Here is a 16,410-nt window from a genome sequence, read left to right on the forward strand (position 1 = left end):
GGCCGCCCGAGGCCGCCCGAGGCCGCTACCAGCCGAGCACGTAGGCGAACACCAGCGGCGCGACGATCGTCGCGTCCGACTCGATGATGTAGCCCGGCGTGTCGACCCCGAGCTTGCCCCACGTGATCTTCTCACCCGGCACCGCCCCCGAGTACGAGCCGTAGCTCGTCGTCGAGTCGGAGATCTGGCAGAAGTACGCCCACAGCGGCACATCGGTGCGGCGCAGGTCCTGATGCAGCATCGGCACCACGCAGATCGGGAAGTCACCCGCGATCCCGCCGCCGATCTGAAAGAACCCGATCGTGCTGTCGCGGGTCGCCCGCTGATACCAGTCCGCGAGGTAGATCATGTATTCGATGCCCGAGCGCACCGTGTGCACGTTCTTCACGTCGCGCGTGATCACGTGCCCCGCGAACATGTTGCCGAGCGTCGAGTCCTCCCAGCCCGGCACGATCATCGGCAGGTTGGCCTCCGCCGCCGCCAGCAACCACGAGTCCTTCGGGTCGATCTGGTAGCTGCCCTTCAGCGCCCCGCTTCGCAGGATGCGATAGAAGAACTCGTGCGGGAACAGGCGCTCGCCCGACTGGTCGGCGCGCACCCACTCCGCCAGCACCACGTCCTCGATGCGCCGCATCGCCTCCATCTCCGGGATGCAGGTGTCGGTCACCCGGTTCATGTGCCGGTCCAGCAGCGCCTTCTCGTCGTGCGGCGTCAACTGTCGGTAATGCGGCACCCGCTCGTAGTGGTCATGCGCGACCAGATTGAACACGTCCTCCTCGAGGTTGGCGCCGGTGCAACAGATCGCGTGGATCTTCCCCTGACGGATCATCTCCGCCAGGCTGATCCCCAGCTCCGCCGTGCTCATCGCCCCCGCCAACGTCACCAGCATCTTCCCGCCGCCCGCGAGGTGCCGGTTGTAGCCCTCCGCGGCGTCGACCAGTGCCGCTGCGTTGAAGTGACGATAATGCTTGCGAATAAAGCTGGAGATCGGGCGATCGTTGAGCATGGGCGGGCGCCGAGAATACGCGATTCCCGGGCCCTGTGGAGCCTCCGCGGCGAGCGCGCGAACCCGGAGAAAAAGCCCGTTGGCGCCCGCCATGCACGCGAGTAGCCTTGCCCCCGCATGCGACGGGACCTGCCACGGACCTGCGCGAAGGTCCACGACCTCGTCATCGTCGGCGGCGGGGTCACGGGGGCCTGCATCGCCCGCGACGCCGCCCTCCGCGGGCTCTCCGTCGCCCTCATCGAGAAGCAAGACTTCAGCCACGCCACCAGCGCGGCCTCCTCAAAGCTCATCCACGGCGGACTGCGCTACCTGAAGAAGCTCGAGGTCGGCCTCATCCGCGAGTCGCTCCGCGAGCGTCGCATGTGGCTCCGCACGGCCCCGCACCTCGTCTACCCGCTGGCGATGCTGCTGCCCACCCACCGCGGCCGCAGCCGCAGCGAGGGCAAACCGATGCTGCGCGCCGGCCTCAGCATCTACGACCTCCTCGCCTTCGACCGCACCTGGCTCGCCGACCCCGACCAGCGCCTCCCGGGTCACCGTTCTCTCGACATCCGCGAGACCCTCGCGCTCCAGCCCGACCTCCCCGCAGACGACCTCAGCGGCGCGATCGTCTACCACGACTGCCAGATGTTCTCACCCGAGCGCCTCGCGCTCGAGTGCCTCCTCTCCGCCGCCGCCGCCGGGGCAGAGCTGTGCAACTACACCCTCGCCGAGGGCCTGCTGCGCGACGGCTCCCAGGTCCTCGGCGTCCGCGCCCGCGACCTCCTCACCAACAACACCCACGAGCTGCGCGCCCGCCTCGTCATCAACGCCGCCGGCCCCTGGGCGGACCTCCTGCTCGCCGGACTGCCGACCTCCCAGCGCGTGGTCCGCTCGAAGGGCGTGCACATCATCACCCGCGCCCTCACCACCGGCCACGCCATCACCTTCGCCGGCAAGCACGGCCACCTGTTCCTCCTCCCGTGGCGCGGCCACACCCTGATCGGCACCACCGACGAGGCCTACGAGGGCGCCCCCGACGACTTCCGCGTCACCGAGGCCGACATCGCCAGCCTGCTCGCCAGCGTCCACGAGCACCTCCCCTCGGCCCGGCTCACCCGCGCCGACGTGCTGCACTTCTACGGCGGCCTGCGCCCGCTCGTCAGCGACGGCAGCGACGACAGCGACGCCAGCACCTACGACGCCAGCCGCAGGGCCGAGGTCCACGACCACGCGCACGCCGACGCCGACCACGCGATGTCCGGCCTCATCTCCGCGATCGGCGGCAAGTGGACCACCTCGCGCCACCTCGCCGAGCAGGTCGTCGACCTCGCCGCCCGCAAGCTCGAGCGCCGACTGCCCGCCTGCAGCACCGCCACCACGCCGCTCCCCGGCGGCGCGATCGCCAACTTTCGCCGCTTCGTCGCCGACCAGGTCCAGCGCCACCCGGGCCACGACCCCGCCATGCTCGAGCACCTCGCCCGCAACTACGGCACGCGCATGGGCGAGCTGCTGCACATCATCGACGCCGACCCGAACCTCGCCCGTCCGCTCGCCGAGGGCCTGCCGGAGATCGGCGCCCAGGTGGTCCACGCGCTGCGCTGCGAGATGGCCGTCGCCCTCCCGGACGTCGTGTTCCGCCGCACCGGCCTCGGCACCCTCGGCAACCCCGGCGAGGCCGCCCTCAGCGGCGCCGCTCGCCTCATGGGCGGCCCCCTCGGCTGGGACCGCGCCGAACGCATGCGTCAGGTCGAGCGAGTGCTCGACACCTACGGCGCCGCCCCCTGACCCCTGACACGGAGCACGCGCATGACCACCAGCAACCGCATCTGCCGCATCGGGGCCATCGTCAACCCCTCGCACGGAGCACGCGCATGACCAGCAACCGCCGCATCCGCGCCATCGTCAACCCCAACTCCTCGCACGGGCGCACCCGCGGCAACTGGCCGAAGATGCACAAGGCCCTCGAGGCCGCCCTCGGCCCCGTCGAGGTCGCCTTCACCGACGCGCAGATGGCCGCCACCCTGCGCACCCGCGAGGCCCTGCAGGACGGCGTCGACCTCATCATCGCGGTCGGCGGCGACGGCACCATCAACGAGGTCGTCAACGGCTTCTTCGCCCCGCCCACCGGCCCGGAGAACGTCCTGCTGCGCCCGGGCGCAGAGCTCACCCTGCTCACCTCCGGCTCCGGCGGCGACTTCCGCAAGACCTTCGGCCTCCCCCTCGACCTCCCGGGACAGATCGATCGCATCGCCAACGGTAGCACCCGCGCGATCGACGTCGGCCGCCTCGACTACACCGATCACGACGGCCACCCCGCGTCGCGCTACTTCAACAACATCGCCAGCTTCGGCCTGTCCGGCCTGGTCTCCCGCCGGGTCAACGAGGCCACCTTCAGCAAGCGCATCAACAGCCGCTTCGCCTTCTTCTGGGCCTCCGTCCGCTCGCTGTTCGGCTACGCCATGCCCCGCTGCCGCATCCAGGTCGACGACCAGCCAGCCTTCGAGCTCGGCATCAACACCGCCGCCGTCTGCAACGGCCAGTTCTTCGGCGCCGGCATGCAGTTCGCCCCCAACGCCCGCCCCGACGACGGCCTCTTCGACCTCGTGATCATGCACGACATGAGCACCCGCGAGATGCTGCGCGACCCCAACGCGGTCTACAGCGGCAAGCACATCCTCCACCCCAAGGTCCGCTCGCTACAGGGCCGCCGCGTCGTCGCCGAGGCCCTGCCCGGCCCGCCCGCGCTGCTCGACGTCGACGGCGAGACCCCCGGCCGCCTGCCCGCCACCTTCACGATCCTCCCGGCTGTCCTCAAGTTCAGGTGCTGACAATCCCATGACCCCCAGCCGCCTGCCCGCCACCTCCACGATCCTGACAATCCCATGACCATCGAACGGCGAAAGCTACGCTGGAACGGCTGGGGCCTCGCCCACGCCACCTTCGAACTCGGCGCGCGCGACCAGGCCGTGTGGGCCTACATCGCCGCGGCCCTCGGCCGCGAGCACCTGACCCCGAGCCCCGCCGTCCCGCTGCCGGAGATCGAGCTCGCCGCGCCACGCCTCGGCGAGGCCACCCTCGCCGCCCTCCACGGCGTCGTCGGCAGCGAACACGTCAAGACCGACCGCTACGAGCGGGCCTTCCACGCCCGCGGCAAGAGCTACCTCGACCTCCTCGCCCTCCGCGCCGGCGAGCTCGGCGAGCAGGTCCCCGACGCCGTCGTCTACCCCGGCGACGCCGAGGAGGTCCAGGCCCTCGTCGACCTCGCTGTCACCCACGACCTCGCGCTCGTCCCCTACGGCGGCGGCTCGAGCGTCGTCGGCGGCGTCACGGCCATGCGTGGCAGCCACGCGGCGGTCCTCACCGTCGACATGACCCGCATGCGCCGCCTCCTCACCCTCGACGAGCTCTCGCACTGCGCCACCCTCGAGGCCGGCGTCTACGGCCCCGACCTCGAGCAACAGCTACAAGCCCGCGGCTTCACCCTCGGCCACTACCCCCAGTCCTTCGAGTTCTCCACCCTCGGCGGCTGGGTCGCCGCCCGCAGCGCGGGCCAGCAGAGCAACCGCTACGGCAAGGCCGAGAAGTGGCTGCTCGGCGCCCGCCTGGCCACCCCGCGCGGCGCCTGGCACACCGAGTCCTTCCCCGCCTCGGCCGCCGGTCCCAACACCAACCAGCTCGTGCTCGGCAGCGAGGGCACCCTCGGCATCATCACCGAGGCGACCGTGCGCATCCACCCGGTGCCGCAGCTCCGCGACTACCGCGGCTACCTGTTCAAGTCCTTCGCCGAGGGCGCCGCCGCGGTCCGGGAGATCGTCCAGCGCCAGCTCCCGGTGGCGATGCTGCGCCTCTCCGACGCCCCCGAGACCCACTTCCTCCAGACCTTCTCCGCCGCCCAGCACCCGCCCGGCGCCGCCACGCGGATCGGCAGCCGCGTGGTCGCGTGGCGCGGCTACGGCGAGGGCCGCTGCCTCCTGCTCGTCGGCCTCGAGGGCGACCGCGAGGCCGTGCTCGACGCCCAGCCGCTCACCCGCTGCGTCTGCGCCCGCCACGGCGGCCTGTCGATCGGCCAGAGCCCCGGCCGCAAGTGGTACGCCCGCCGCTTCATGATGCCCTACCTGCGCGACCCCCTGCTCGACCGCGGCGTCGCCGTCGAGACCCTAGAAACCGCGACCCGCTGGTCGAACCTGCTCCCGCTCTACCACGACATCGACGCGGCGATCCGCGAGGCCCTCCACCGCAACGCCGCCGCCGCGAACGACCGCGCGATCGTCATGTGCCACGTCTCCCACGCCTACGAAGATGGCGCGAGCCTCTACTTCACGATGGTGTTCCCGCAGCGGCTCGCCGACTCGCCGGCCGCCTCCGCCGCTCCCGCGCGCGCGCAGTGGCTGGCCGTCAAGCAGGCCGCCACCGACGCGATGGTCCACGGCGGCGGCACCATCAGCCACCACCACGGCGTCGGCACCGATCACGCCCCCTGGCTCGCCCGCGAGAAGGGCCCCGTCGGCCTCGCGGCCCTCACCGCCGTCAAGCACAGCCTCGACCCCGGCGAGGCGATGAACCCCGGCAAGCTGCTCCCCACCTCCTGAGAGCCCCAGCGCGTACTTGCGCGCCCGGCGAGGCCACGACCCACTTGCGGGGTTCACCGCTGTGCCATTAGGGTGATCTCATGGCCCAATCTACTGCGTCCCCGTGGATCTTCGCGTCGGTCCTCCTGCTCGGCCTCGGCTGTGGTGACGACACCGCCGACAGCAACAGCGCCGGCAGCTCGAGCCAGGCCACCAGCGAACCAGGGTCGAGCAGCAGCGCCAGCGCCAGCGCGACCACCGGCGGCAGCACCCCGACCACCAGCGGCGCCGAGGGCACCGTCTCCGACAGCGGCATGAGCAGCAGCAGCGACCCCACCGCGACCTCCTCCCCCAGCACGACCGCCACCACCGTCACCAGCGGCGACACCACCACCGGCAGCACCGGCGGCGTCGTCTCCGACACCGACGTCAGCACCAGCGACCCGGGCTCGAGCACCAGCGGCGCCGTCCCGGACCTGCCCGTCAACAACTGCGAGGTCAAGTGCGGCGAGACCGACTGGAGCTACGTGTGGATCGCCAACAGCGGCGAGCACACCGTCAGCAAGCTCGACACCCGCAACATGACCGAGCTCGGCCGCTACCGCACGCGCCCCGACCACCAGGGCAGCCCATCGCGCACCTCGGTCAGCATCGACGGCCGCGCCGTCGTCGTCGCCAACCGCCACGGCGGCCTCACCAAGATCTGGTCGCGCCCCGAGTACTGCAAGGACGCCAACGGCAACGGCAAGATCGACACCTCCACCGGCAAGAACAACGTCCTCCCGTTCGGCATGGACGAGTGCGTCGCCTGGTACACCGCCTTCCCCGGCGCCACCACCCAGCGCCCCGTCGCCTGGACCTCCGGCGTCTACAACGAGGTGACCTGCGAGTACGAGGACCAGCAGATCTGGGCCGCCGCCAGCTTCGGCCAGGACGTGAACTCCCCCTGCACCAACGCCAAGGGCATCAAGGTCTTCCGCGTCAACGGCGACACCGGCCTGGTCGACGACACCGTCGACCTCCCGAACCTCTCCTGCGGCCTGCTCGGGGCCTACGGCGCCGCCGTCGACACCAAGAACAACGCGTGGTTCTTCGTGTTCGGCGGCGGCATCATCTTCAAGGTCGATCACGAGACCCTGCAGACCGAGGTCGTCAACAAGGGCTTCTACGGCATCACCGTCGACACCAAAGATCGTGTCTGGCTCGACGACGGCTCGCGCTACGACCCCGTCACCAAGCAGTGGGCCGCGCAGATCGGCAACCTCCCGCCCAACGGCGGCAGCGGCGTCGCCGTCGACCTCAAGGGCCGCGTCTGGCACGCCACCGACGGCGGCATCGGCTGGCTCGACTCCGAGACCATGGTCGTCGGCGGCAAGGTCAACCTCCCGATCCAGGGCCTCGCGCGCGGCATCGGCGTCGACGTCGACGGCTACATCTGGGCCGTCCCGCTCGGCAGCACCGTCGCCTACCGCATCCACCCCGAGACCTTCGCCATCGCCACCTACGACGGCCTCAACCAGCCCTACACCTACTCCGACATGGCCGGCGGTCAGATCAACAACGTCGTCTGCCCGCAGTGAGCGCGGGTCGCCGACGACGGCGAGCCGGCGTGTTGAACGAACCACGCCGGTTGCCCGCAGGAGGCTTCAGCCCCGCCGCTCGATCGGCAGCAGCGCCAGCGTGCAGCAGCGGTGGCCCACGCGGTCGCCGATCGCCAGCGTTCGTTGCACCCGCGGCCACAGCGGCAGCCCGCGCTGGCTGGCCCGCGCGGCCCACACCCCGAGGTCGTGCTCCGGGACCACCGCGTCGGCCGTGAACACGATCAGCAACACCGCCGCGTGGGCGATCTGCGGGTCGCTCGCCAGCTTCTCCACGTCGCGCCACACCGGCCGCTGCAGCGCCTGCGCGTAGGCCATGTTCGGCGCCAGCGCCCTGAACTGCGCCACCGCCTTGACCTCGATCCACATCGCGTCCGCCAGCGCGACCGCCCGCGCCGGCGCGAACAGCCCCAGCTGCGCCGCGTCGTCGACCAGCGGCAGCCCCTCCGGCGTCACCACCAGATCGCAGCGCGAACCCTCCGTCCTGCGCCGCAGCGACCGCTCCCGCGGGAAGCGCTGCTCCGGGTGCACGCCGTAACCCGCCGCGCGCAGCCCCGCGTGCAGCAGCGGGTGCAGCTCGAGCTCGCTGCGCACGTCGAGCCCGTGCACCGCCTGCTCGAGCTCCAGCTCCGCCGACGCCCGCGCCAGCCCCGAGGCCAGCGCGTCGGCGAGGTCCTCGTACGACCAGCGCGGCTCCGACATCGCCGCGAAGGTAGCGCGACTCGGCCCAACCCGCCGCGTGTTATGTAGCGCCCGTGCTGCTCCAGGCCCTCACCAGCGTCCCCACCGACGACCTCAAGAAAGCCCTGCTCCTGCTCCACCGCGGCGAGCTGCGCCTCCCGATCACCGCCCTCGAGGTCGTCCGCACCGGCCTGCACGCGCACCAGGACGCCCTGCTCGGCCACCTCCGCGGCCTCGATGCGCCGGCCGTGCGCGCCGTGCTGACCGCCGTCCTGTCCGAGCGCCTCCAGCCGCGCTGAGCCCTTCGAGGCGATCGAGCTCCCACTGCGATGGCTGTGGGAGCCCTGATTCAACGCCGCCGAGCGCTCTGATATCCTGACCCCGCCATGACCGCCCCCGCCACGAGGCGCGCCACCTACGACGATGTGCTGAGCGCCCCGGAGCACATGATCGCCGAGGTCCTGTTCGGCACGCTGTACACGCAAGCATGCCCAGCCATCCCGCACGCGCTCGCCTGCACGCGCCTCAGTGCCATCCTCGGCAACCAATTCGACACCGACGTCGAGGGCCCGAACAGCTGGTTCTTACTCAACAAGCCCGAGCTGCACCTTGGCAGCGAGCCCGACATCATCGTCCCCGACCTTGCAGGTTGGCGCGGCGCCCGTGCCCAGCAGGTGCCCGCTGAGGGCCCGTGGATCGGCGTCCCGCCCGACTGGGCCTGCGAGATCATTTCACCCTCCACGCAAGCCCGCGACCGCGGCGTCAAGCTCGACATCTATCTCCGCGAACAAGTCCGCCACGTGTGGCTCGTCGACCCGATCGCCGAGACGCTCGAGGTCTACCGCCACGGCGGCGCCCACTGGATCCGCTGCGCCCTGTACGCCAGCAACGCAGCCGTGCATGCCGAGCCCTTCGAATCCTTCGAGCTCCAGCTCGCCAAGATCTGGCGCCGCCCGCCAACGACAACGCCCTGATACTCTGGCTCCGTCATGACAGCCCCGGCCCGCGCGACCTACGAGGACGTGGTCAACACATCACCCCTCATGATCGCGGAGATCGTCGACGGCACGCTGTACACGCGGCCGATCGAGGGCCTGCTTCGGTACAACGCTCTGCACCTCAGCTCGCTCCTCGTCCGTCCCTTTCAGCGCAGCGAGAATGGCCCAGGCGAGTGGCTCTTTCTCCTCAAGCCCGAACTCCACCTCGGCAGCGAGCCTGTGGGAGCCCTGAAGCCGCGCTCCGCTCAGTGCACGAGCTTGCGGTAGCGGAGCCGGTGGGGCGTCAGCGCGTCCTCGCCGAGGCGGCGCTTCTTGTCGGCCTCGTAATCCTCGTAGTTGCCCTCGAACCACACCACCTTCGACTCGCCCTCGAACGAGAGGATGTGGGTCGCCAGGCGGTTCAAGAACCAGCGGTCGTGGCTGATGATCACCGCGCAGCCCGGGAACGCCAGCAGCGCGTCCTCCAGGTGGCGCAGGGTGTCGACGTCGAGGTCGTTGGTCGGCTCGTCGAGCAACAGCAGGTTGCCGCCCTTCTTGATCAGCTTGGCCAGGTGGACCCGGTTGCGCTCGCCGCCCGACAGCACGCCGACCTTCTTCTGCTGGTCGGCGCCGTTGAAGTTGAACTTGCTGACGTAGGCCCGGGCGTTGACGTCGCGCCCGGCGATGCTCAGCAGCTCCTGCCCGCCCGAGATCTCCTGGTAGATCGACTTGTCCGGGTCGAGCGCGTCGCGGCTCTGGTCGACGGCGGCGATGTCGACGGTCTCGCCGATCTTCAGCTCGCCGCTGTCGGGCTTCTCCTGGCCGGTGATCATGCGAAACAGCGTGGTCTTGCCGGCGCCGTTCGGGCCGATCACGCCGACGATGCCGCCGCGCGGCAGCATGAAGTTGAGGTCGTCGAACAGCAGCCGCTCGCCGAAGCCCTTGCTCAGCTTCTTGGCCTCGACCACCGTGTTGCCGAGGCGCCGCGAGAACGGGATCACCAGCTCGGTGGTGTCGGCGCGCTTGTCGGACGAGGCCGCCAGCAGGTCCTCGTAGGCCTTGACGCGCGCCTTGCTCTTGGCCTGCCGCGCCTTCGGCGACATCTGCACCCACTCGAGCTCGCGCGCCAGCGTCCGCTGCCGCGAGCTCTCGGCCTTCTCCTCCTGCGCCAGCCGCTTGCGCTTCTGGTCGAGCCACGACGAATAGTTGCCCTTCCACGGGATCCCCGCCCCGCGGTCGAGCTCGAGGATCCACCCGGCGACGTTGTCGAGGAAGTAACGATCGTGGGTGATCGCCACCACCGTGCCCGGGTACTCCTTCAGGAAGCGCTCGAGCCACGCCACGCTCTCGGCGTCGAGATGGTTGGTCGGCTCGTCGAGCAGCAGCAGGTCCGGCCGCTGCAACAGCAAGCGACACAGCGCGACCCGGCGACGCTCGCCGCCGCTGAGCGTCGTCACCTCGGCCTCGCCCGGCGGACAGCGCAGCGCGTCCATCGCGATCTCGAGCGTGCGGTCGAGCTCCCAGCCGTTGCCCGCGTCGATCTTGTCCTGCAGGTCGGCCTGCTCGGCCAGCAGGCGGTTCATCTCGGCGTCGCTCATCGGCTCGCCGAGCTTCATGCTGACCTCCTCGAAGCGCGCGAGCACCTGCTTCATCGGCGCGACCGCCTCCTCGATGTTGCCGAGCACGGTCTTGTTCGGGTCGAGCGCGGGCTCCTGCGGGAGATAGCCGACCGACACGCCCTCGGCGGCCCAGGCCTCGCCCTGGAACTCCTTCTCGACGCCGGCCATGATCTTCAGCAGCGTCGACTTGCCGGCGCCGTTCGCCCCGAGCACGCCGATCTTGGCGCCGGGGAAGAACGAGAGGTAGATGCCCTTGAGCACCTCCTTGCCGTTGGGGAAGACCTTACGCAGGTCCTTCATCGTGTAGATGTACTGATAGGCGGCCATGGCTCGTGCGGTCTCCTCGGCGCTCCTCGCCCAGGCGGACGCGCGCGGCGGGAGGATACCAGCGCGGCAGCGCCGCCCAAACGACGAAGATCTGTGTGAAATCTCGGCGTCGGCGCCAGCCCGGGCGGCCCCAGGGGCTGGTGCCCCGCCGACGCGGCTCCCATAATCCCGCCGCGATGGCCCAGACGTCTGAAGTCGACACCGACACCCAAGTGAAGTCCGAGCCCGCCACCGCGGCCGCCGCTCCCGAGGCCGCCCCGCCGCCCCCCGCCGAGCCGACGGCCAGCGAGAGCGAGGCCAAGCGCGCCGCCCAGAGCCACGCGCTCGCCGTCGACGCCTCGTTCAAGCGCTACGGCATCGACCGCTGGGGCCGCGACTTCCTCCGCTCCAACGACCAGGGCCACCTGGTGTTCACGGCCCCGAACTGCCCGGTCGTCGACCTCCACGTGCTCTCGCTGGAGCTGGCCCGCCGCGGCATCCGCACGCCCTACGTGGTCCGCTTCCCGACGATGATCGAGCGCCAGATGGAGACGCTCAAGAGCGCCTTCGCCAAGGCGATCAGCGACAACAACTACCAGGGCTCGCACATCGGCGTGTACCCGCTGAAGGTCAACCAGCGGCGCAGCGTGGTCGACACCGTGGTCAAGGCGCGCGAGCGCCTGAACTACGGGCTCGAGGCTGGCAGCAAGCCGGAGCTGCTGCTGGCGCTGGCCCAGCCGCCGCTCAAGCAGTCGCTGCTGATCTGCAACGGCTACAAGGACCGCGAGTTCATGCGCATGGCCTTCCACGCGGCCGAGCTCGGGCACCACGTGATCATCGTGCTGGAGAGCACCCGCGAGGTCCGGCGCTACCTCGACGTGTTCAACGAGCAGGACTGGATCGCCCGCCCCGAGGTCGGCGTGCGGGCCAAGCTGTACAGCCGCGGCTCCGGCCGCTGGCAGAGCTCCGGCGGCGAGAGCTCCAAGTTCGGCCTGACCACCAACGAGATCCTCGCCGTCGCGCGCGAGCTCGCGGCCGCCAACCTGCACGGCCAGCTGTCGCTGCTGCACTTCCACATCGGCTCGCAGATCACCCAGATCAAGCGCATCAAGACCGCCGTCCGCGAGGGCGCCCGCATCTACGCCGACCTCCAGGAGCACTGCCCGCAGCTGCGCTACCTCGACCTCGGCGGCGGCATCGGCGTCGACTACGACGGCAGCCGCACCTCCTACCCGTCGTCCGCCAACTACACCCTCGACGAGTACGCCTCGCAGGTGGTCTTCGAGGTCACCGAGGCCTGCGCCGAGGTCAACGCCCGCCAGCCCACCTTGCTCACCGAGAGCGGGCGCGTGGTGGTCGCCAACCACGCGGTCACGATCGCCGACCTGCGCGAGGTCCAGGGCGAGCTGCTGCCGGTGCCCGAGGCCACGGAGGACGAGCACCGCCTGGTCGACGAGCTGCGCGAGACGCTGGAGAACATCAACACCAAGAACGTCGACGAGTACTTCCACGACGCGATCGACTTCCGCGATGAGTGCCTGCAGCTGTTCTCGCGCGGCTACCTGTCGCTGGCCGAGCGCGCCGCCGCGGAGGGCCTGTTCCACCGCATCCGCGCCAAGGTCGAGAAGATCGTCGAGACCCTGTCCCACCCCTCCGAGGAGATCACCGACTTCCTCGGCAAGGCGCAGCAGAAGTACCTCGTCAACTTCTCGATCTTCCAGTCGATCCCCGACGCGTGGAGCATCGACCAGGTGTTCCCCGCCGCGCCGCTGTCACGCCACGCCGAGAAGCCGACGCTGCAGGCGCAGATCGTCGACATCACCTGCGACAGCGACGGCTGCGTCGAGACCTTCGCCCACCCCGACGAGAACCTCTCCTACCTGCCGCTGCACGTCATGAACGGGCCCGACGAGCGCTACTACCTCGGCTTCTTCATGACCGGCGCCTACCAGGACAGCCTCGCCAACGTGCACAACCTGTTCGGCCGCTGCCACGAGGTGATCCTCCGCAACCCCGACGACGACATGGTCCTGCCCGGCTCCGAGCGCGTCGAGCTCTCGCCCACGCTCACCTTCGAGATCAAGATGGGCGCGACCTGCGAGGACACGCTCTCGGCCATGGACTTCGACGTCGATCGCATCAACAAGTGGCTGCGCGACCGCCACCTCGCGGTCGAGACGACCCTCGGCGAGTCGTGGGCGATGGGCCTGCTGCAGAGCTACCCGTACCTGTCGCGCTGAGCCGCCGAGCCGCCGAGCCGCGGATCACACGTGCGCGACGGCCTCGATCTCGACCTTGAAATTGAAGGGCAGGCGCGAGACCTCGACGCAGGTCCGCGCCGGCACCTTGGGCCCGGGGAAGAACTTGCCGTACACGCTGTTGAACACCGCGAACTGGCTCATGTCCGTGATGTAGGCCGTCACCTTGAGCACGCGCTCGAGGCCCGAGCCGGCCTTCTCCAGCGTGCGCCGCAGGTTGCTCAGCGTCGCGTGCGTCTCACTCGCCAGATCGCCGAGCGTGATGCCCAGCCCGTCGACGTCGACCGACGCGTGACCCGAGGTGAAGATGAGCCCGTTGTAATCGCGGTACCACGAGAAGATCGGCCCGTGCTCGAGCTGGGAGGTGCTGGGGCGGTGAGTCGACATACGCGATCGATCTATAACCCGCACCGGCGGCTCGCGTCACGAACGCTGCGCACTGCGATCTATTTGTTGCCGCGACTAAATTGTTTCAGATCGCGGTAGCGGTCGCGCAGGAGGTTCTGGCGGGTGGTGCCGCGGAGCTTCACGCCGCGCACATAGACCTCCGTCGGGGCGCTCGAGAGTTCGAAGGGGTCGCCGCTCCAGACCACGAGGTTGGCGACCTTGCCGACGGCGACGCTGCCGTGCGTGCGCTCGACGCCGTAGGCGCGCGCCGGGGCCAGGGTGATCGCGGTCAGGGCGGCCTCCCAGGGCAGGCCGTGGGCGACGGCGATGCCGGCCCCTTGCGGCAGGCTGCGCAGGTTGTGGGTGCCGCCGGGGGCGAGCAGCGCGACCGTCACGCCGGCGCGGTGGAGCAGCGCCGCGTTGTCGAGGCGAGCGCCCATGCTGTCGAAGCCGCCGGGGATGTTGAGGGTGGGTTCGAGGATCACCGGGACCTTCGCGCGGGCCAGCAAGTCGGCGACCTTCCACGCCTCGGCGCCGCCGACGATCGTGATCTTGAGGTTGAAGTCGCGGGCGAGGTCGAGGGCCGCGAGGATGTCGGAGGCGCGGTCGGCCGAGAGGGTGAGCACGGCCTGCTGCTTGAAGATCGGCTGCAGCGCCTCGAGGTCCAGCGGGTGGGCCGAGAGCTCGCGCGACTGGGCGCGATCGTACGCGGCCCGGCGCGCCGGATAGCCGCGGGCGTCGCCGAGGACCTCGCGCAGCTTGGCCAGAGTCGCCGCGCGCGAGCCGGCGTGGGCCTGGCCGAGGTGGGCGGAGATCGCCGCGCGCGGCTGCGCGGCCAGGCCGCGGTGGTCGCCGTACACGAGGTCGATGATCGCGACCTGGCCGGAGATGAGGCCGCCGGTCGGGACCACGGCCGCCGAGGTCACGCCGTCGATCGCCTGGATCGGGATGAGGGCCGACTCGGCGTTGAGCGCGGCGGCGGCCTCGTAGGCGGCGCGGACCGGGTGCTCGCTGGCCTTGCTGTCGTCGCGGGTGCTGCCCTCGAGGTCGATCTCGACGATGCCGAGCTGGGTCTCGGCGGCGAACAGACCCGGCGTGATCAGCTTGCCCTTGAGGTCGACCGCCATCGACTCGTCGAGCAGCTTGGCCCGCGCCTCGGGGCCGCCGACGATCGTGAACAGACCGCCGTCCATCGCGATCACGGCGTCCTTGATCACGGTGCCGTCGCCGACGTGCAGCTCGCCGCCGACGAGATAGACCGGACCGGCGCGCGCTGGCGTCGACACTGCTGTGGGAGCCGGCGCGGCGGCAGCAGGCGCCGCGCCGAGGGCCCAGACGAAGGCCAGCACGAGGCAGCTGCAGAGACCACGGCGAGGAGAAAGAGTGCTCATGGGGTGGACCCTGCGTTCGTGGTGGCGAGGGGCGGAGTGCTGCGCTCGAGGTCGCCGGGCAGGTAGCCGAGCTCGAAGTCGGTGCGGGGCTCGAGCGAGCCGCGGACATAGACCTGCTCGCCGGCGATATAGACCTGCTCGGCGATGGTGTAGACGCTGAAGGGGTTGCCGCTCCAGACCACGAGGTCGGCGAGCTTGCCGGGCTCGAGGGTGCCGGTCTTGGCGTCGATGCCGAGGGCCCAGGCCGGGTTGGCGGTGATCCAGCGCAGGGCCTGGTCGTCGCTGACGGGGATGCCGGCGCGGCGACCGGCGTGCATCGCCTTGGCGGCCTCCTGGTTCAGGCGCTGGATCCCGACCGCGCTGTCGGAGTGGATGATCGCCCGCGCGCCGGCCTGGGTCAGCAGGGCCGCGTTCTCGCGGATGCCGTCGAAGGACTCGGCCTTGAAGCCCCACCAGTCGGCCCACACCGACGCGGCGGTGCCGGCAGCCGCGAGCTTGTCGGCGATCTTGTAGGCGTCGGTCGCGTGGTGAAAGCTGCGGATCTTGAAGCCGTAGGTGGCCGCGAGGTCGAGCATGATCGCCATCTCGTCGGCGCGATAGCAGTGGTTGTGGACCAGGATCTCGCCGCGCAGCACGCCCGCGATGGTCTCGAGCGCGAAGTCCACGGCCGGCGGTTGCGGCTCGTCACCCTTCTTCTTCGCGGGCTTGCCGTCCTTGCCGACCTTGCCGTCCTTGGGCTCGTCGTCGTCGTAGTCGTCGCCGATGACGGGCGGCTCGGGCTTGTCCTTCTTGGCGAGCCACTCGGCGTGGTCCTTGCGGTAGCGGGTCCAGCTGCGCTGATACTCGCTGGCCTTCTGGAAGGCGTCGCGGTAGCCGGCGACGTTGCCCATGCGCGTCTGCGGCCCGCCCTTCTCGCCGTAGACCCGCTTGGGGTTCTCGCCGCAGGCCATCTTCAGCCCCGCGGGCGCGCCGGGGAAGCGGGCCTCGGCGGCCGAGCGGACGCCGGGCGTGAGGCGCACGGTGACCGACCTGCCGCCGAACAGGTTGGCCGAGCCGGGCAAGATCTGCATGGTCGTGATCCCGCCGGCGCGGGCGCGGTCGATCTGCGGGTCCTGCGGGAAGTAGGCGTCGACGGCCCGGACTCCGGCGGTGTTGGGTGCGATCGCCTCGTTGCCGTCGGCGTGCGCGGCGAGCCCGGGCGCGGCGTAGACCCCGATGTGCGAGTGGGTGTCGATGATGCCGGGGGTCAGGGTCTTGCCGCTGAGGTCGACGATCTTCGCGTCGCCCGGCGCCGCGAGCTCGGGGCCGACGGCGACGATCTGATCACCCTCGAGCAGGACATCCGCGCGCTCGTAGATCTTGCCGGCCGCGGTCATCACGACGGCGCCGCGCAGCAGGGTCTTCGGGCGCGGTCCGCTGGCGGTGGCCGCCGGCGTGACCGGGGCCGCAGCGGGCGCAGGCGGGTTCGGAGCGGCGGTCTGGGGCCGCTTGCCGCACGCGAGCTGTCCGGGCACGAGCACGAGGCCGAGGAGCAGCGGGAGGCGGCGCTTCATCACGTCCGCACGCTACGCCAAACCCCGCGCAGCTTGGAAGTTTTTACCGCGAGTCGGCGGTGGCGGGCCGCGGCCCGGGCGGAT

14 protein-coding genes are annotated in these 16,410 nt (G+C 70.6%); 8 read left to right on the top strand and 6 right to left on the bottom strand.

The window, feature by feature from the left end; genetic code table 11:
• Nucleotides 1–25 precede the first annotated feature (25 nt).
• Nucleotides 26–1,006: a deoxyhypusine synthase family protein gene (locus IPJ59_RS04960; RefSeq protein ID WP_293249655.1), complete on the bottom strand. Its 981-nt coding sequence runs from the start codon at nucleotides 1,004–1,006 to the stop codon at nucleotides 26–28.
• A 117-nt stretch (nucleotides 1,007–1,123) separates the two neighbouring features.
• Between IPJ59_RS04960 and IPJ59_RS04965 the strand changes: the two genes are divergently transcribed.
• From IPJ59_RS04965 to IPJ59_RS04980, 4 genes are all read left to right on the top strand, one after another.
• Nucleotides 1,124–2,773 (top strand): glycerol-3-phosphate dehydrogenase/oxidase, encoded by a 1,650-nt coding sequence (locus IPJ59_RS04965; RefSeq protein ID WP_293269972.1) that lies wholly within the window; start codon nucleotides 1,124–1,126, stop codon nucleotides 2,771–2,773.
• Nucleotides 2,774–2,859: 86 nt separating this feature from the next.
• Entirely contained in the window at nucleotides 2,860–3,816 is a 957-nt protein-coding gene (locus IPJ59_RS04970) for a diacylglycerol/lipid kinase family protein (protein ID WP_293269973.1), read from the top strand.
• Between the two features lie 54 nt (nucleotides 3,817–3,870).
• On the top strand, nucleotides 3,871–5,577 hold the full coding sequence (locus IPJ59_RS04975) for an FAD-binding oxidoreductase (RefSeq protein ID WP_293269974.1): 1,707 nt from the start codon (nucleotides 3,871–3,873) through the stop codon (nucleotides 5,575–5,577).
• Between the two features lie 80 nt (nucleotides 5,578–5,657).
• Entirely contained in the window at nucleotides 5,658–7,136 is a 1,479-nt protein-coding gene (locus IPJ59_RS04980) for an NHL repeat-containing protein (protein WP_293269975.1), read from the top strand.
• A gap of 66 nt (nucleotides 7,137–7,202) precedes the next feature.
• Here the strand turns inward: IPJ59_RS04980 and IPJ59_RS04985 are convergent, their stop codons facing one another.
• Nucleotides 7,203–7,856: a hypothetical protein gene (locus tag IPJ59_RS04985; protein WP_293249639.1), complete on the bottom strand. Its 654-nt coding sequence runs from the start codon at nucleotides 7,854–7,856 to the stop codon at nucleotides 7,203–7,205.
• A gap of 53 nt (nucleotides 7,857–7,909) precedes the next feature.
• Between IPJ59_RS04985 and IPJ59_RS04990 the strand changes: the two genes are divergently transcribed.
• The 3 genes from IPJ59_RS04990 (at nucleotide 7,910) to IPJ59_RS05000 (ending at nucleotide 9,100) form a co-directional block, all read left to right on the top strand.
• A complete protein-coding gene (locus IPJ59_RS04990; protein WP_293249636.1) occupies nucleotides 7,910–8,134 on the top strand; it encodes a hypothetical protein in 225 nt (74 codons plus the stop codon).
• Between the two features lie 87 nt (nucleotides 8,135–8,221).
• Nucleotides 8,222–8,809 (top strand): Uma2 family endonuclease, encoded by a 588-nt coding sequence (locus IPJ59_RS04995; RefSeq protein WP_293269977.1) that lies wholly within the window; start codon nucleotides 8,222–8,224, stop codon nucleotides 8,807–8,809.
• Nucleotides 8,810–8,824: 15 nt separating this feature from the next.
• Entirely contained in the window at nucleotides 8,825–9,100 is a 276-nt protein-coding gene (locus IPJ59_RS05000) for a hypothetical protein (protein WP_293269979.1), read from the top strand.
• Here the strand turns inward: IPJ59_RS05000 and ettA are convergent.
• Nucleotides 9,079–10,758, bottom strand: a complete 1,680-nt coding sequence (ettA, locus tag IPJ59_RS05005; RefSeq protein WP_293269981.1) for an energy-dependent translational throttle protein EttA — start codon at nucleotides 10,756–10,758, stop codon at nucleotides 9,079–9,081. The genes IPJ59_RS05000 and ettA overlap by 22 nt on opposite strands.
• A gap of 176 nt (nucleotides 10,759–10,934) precedes the next feature.
• Here ettA and speA point away from each other — a divergent pair, with 176 nt between their 5' ends.
• Nucleotides 10,935–12,977 (top strand): biosynthetic arginine decarboxylase, encoded by a 2,043-nt coding sequence (gene speA, locus IPJ59_RS05010; protein WP_293269982.1) that lies wholly within the window; start codon nucleotides 10,935–10,937, stop codon nucleotides 12,975–12,977.
• Between the two features lie 24 nt (nucleotides 12,978–13,001).
• On the opposite strand, the gene IPJ59_RS05015 is transcribed toward speA, so the two are convergent.
• Genes IPJ59_RS05015 through IPJ59_RS05025 form a run of 3 tightly spaced genes read right to left on the bottom strand, consistent with a single transcriptional unit; the run spans nucleotide 13,002 to nucleotide 16,326 of the window.
• Nucleotides 13,002–13,382 (bottom strand): RidA family protein, encoded by a 381-nt coding sequence (locus IPJ59_RS05015; RefSeq protein WP_293249621.1) that lies wholly within the window; start codon nucleotides 13,380–13,382, stop codon nucleotides 13,002–13,004.
• A gap of 59 nt (nucleotides 13,383–13,441) precedes the next feature.
• A complete protein-coding gene (locus IPJ59_RS05020) occupies nucleotides 13,442–14,773 on the bottom strand; it encodes an amidohydrolase family protein (RefSeq protein ID WP_293249618.1) in 1,332 nt (443 codons plus the stop codon).
• Entirely contained in the window at nucleotides 14,770–16,326 is a 1,557-nt protein-coding gene (locus IPJ59_RS05025) for an amidohydrolase (RefSeq protein ID WP_293269984.1), read from the bottom strand. Before IPJ59_RS05025 ends, IPJ59_RS05020 begins: the two co-directional genes overlap by 4 nt.
• Nucleotides 16,327–16,410 lie beyond the last annotated feature (84 nt).

This window comes from Nannocystis sp. (genome assembly GCF_016714285.1).
Lineage (GTDB): Bacteria > Myxococcota_A > Polyangia > Nannocystales > Nannocystaceae > Nannocystis.

Excerpts from the sequence above, each read along its gene's own strand:
- IPJ59_RS04960 (WP_293249655.1), bottom strand. The coding sequence starts at position 1,006 with ATGCTCAACGATCGCCCGATCTCCAGCTTTATTCGCAAGCATTATCGT.
- IPJ59_RS04965 (WP_293269972.1), top strand. The coding sequence starts at position 1,124 with ATGCGACGGGACCTGCCACGGACCTGCGCGAAGGTCCACGACCTCGTC.
- IPJ59_RS04970 (WP_293269973.1), top strand. The coding sequence starts at position 2,860 with ATGACCAGCAACCGCCGCATCCGCGCCATCGTCAACCCCAACTCCTCG.
- IPJ59_RS04975 (WP_293269974.1), top strand. The coding sequence starts at position 3,871 with ATGACCATCGAACGGCGAAAGCTACGCTGGAACGGCTGGGGCCTCGCC.
- IPJ59_RS04980 (WP_293269975.1), top strand. The coding sequence starts at position 5,658 with ATGGCCCAATCTACTGCGTCCCCGTGGATCTTCGCGTCGGTCCTCCTG.
- IPJ59_RS04985 (WP_293249639.1), bottom strand. The coding sequence starts at position 7,856 with ATGTCGGAGCCGCGCTGGTCGTACGAGGACCTCGCCGACGCGCTGGCC.
- IPJ59_RS04995 (WP_293269977.1), top strand. The coding sequence starts at position 8,222 with ATGACCGCCCCCGCCACGAGGCGCGCCACCTACGACGATGTGCTGAGC.
- IPJ59_RS05000 (WP_293269979.1), top strand. The coding sequence starts at position 8,825 with ATGACAGCCCCGGCCCGCGCGACCTACGAGGACGTGGTCAACACATCA.
- ettA (WP_293269981.1), bottom strand. The coding sequence starts at position 10,758 with ATGGCCGCCTATCAGTACATCTACACGATGAAGGACCTGCGTAAGGTC.
- speA (WP_293269982.1), top strand. The coding sequence starts at position 10,935 with ATGGCCCAGACGTCTGAAGTCGACACCGACACCCAAGTGAAGTCCGAG.
- IPJ59_RS05015 (WP_293249621.1), bottom strand. The coding sequence starts at position 13,382 with ATGTCGACTCACCGCCCCAGCACCTCCCAGCTCGAGCACGGGCCGATC.
- IPJ59_RS05020 (WP_293249618.1), bottom strand. The coding sequence starts at position 14,773 with ATGAGCACTCTTTCTCCTCGCCGTGGTCTCTGCAGCTGCCTCGTGCTG.
- IPJ59_RS05025 (WP_293269984.1), bottom strand. The coding sequence starts at position 16,326 with ATGAAGCGCCGCCTCCCGCTGCTCCTCGGCCTCGTGCTCGTGCCCGGA.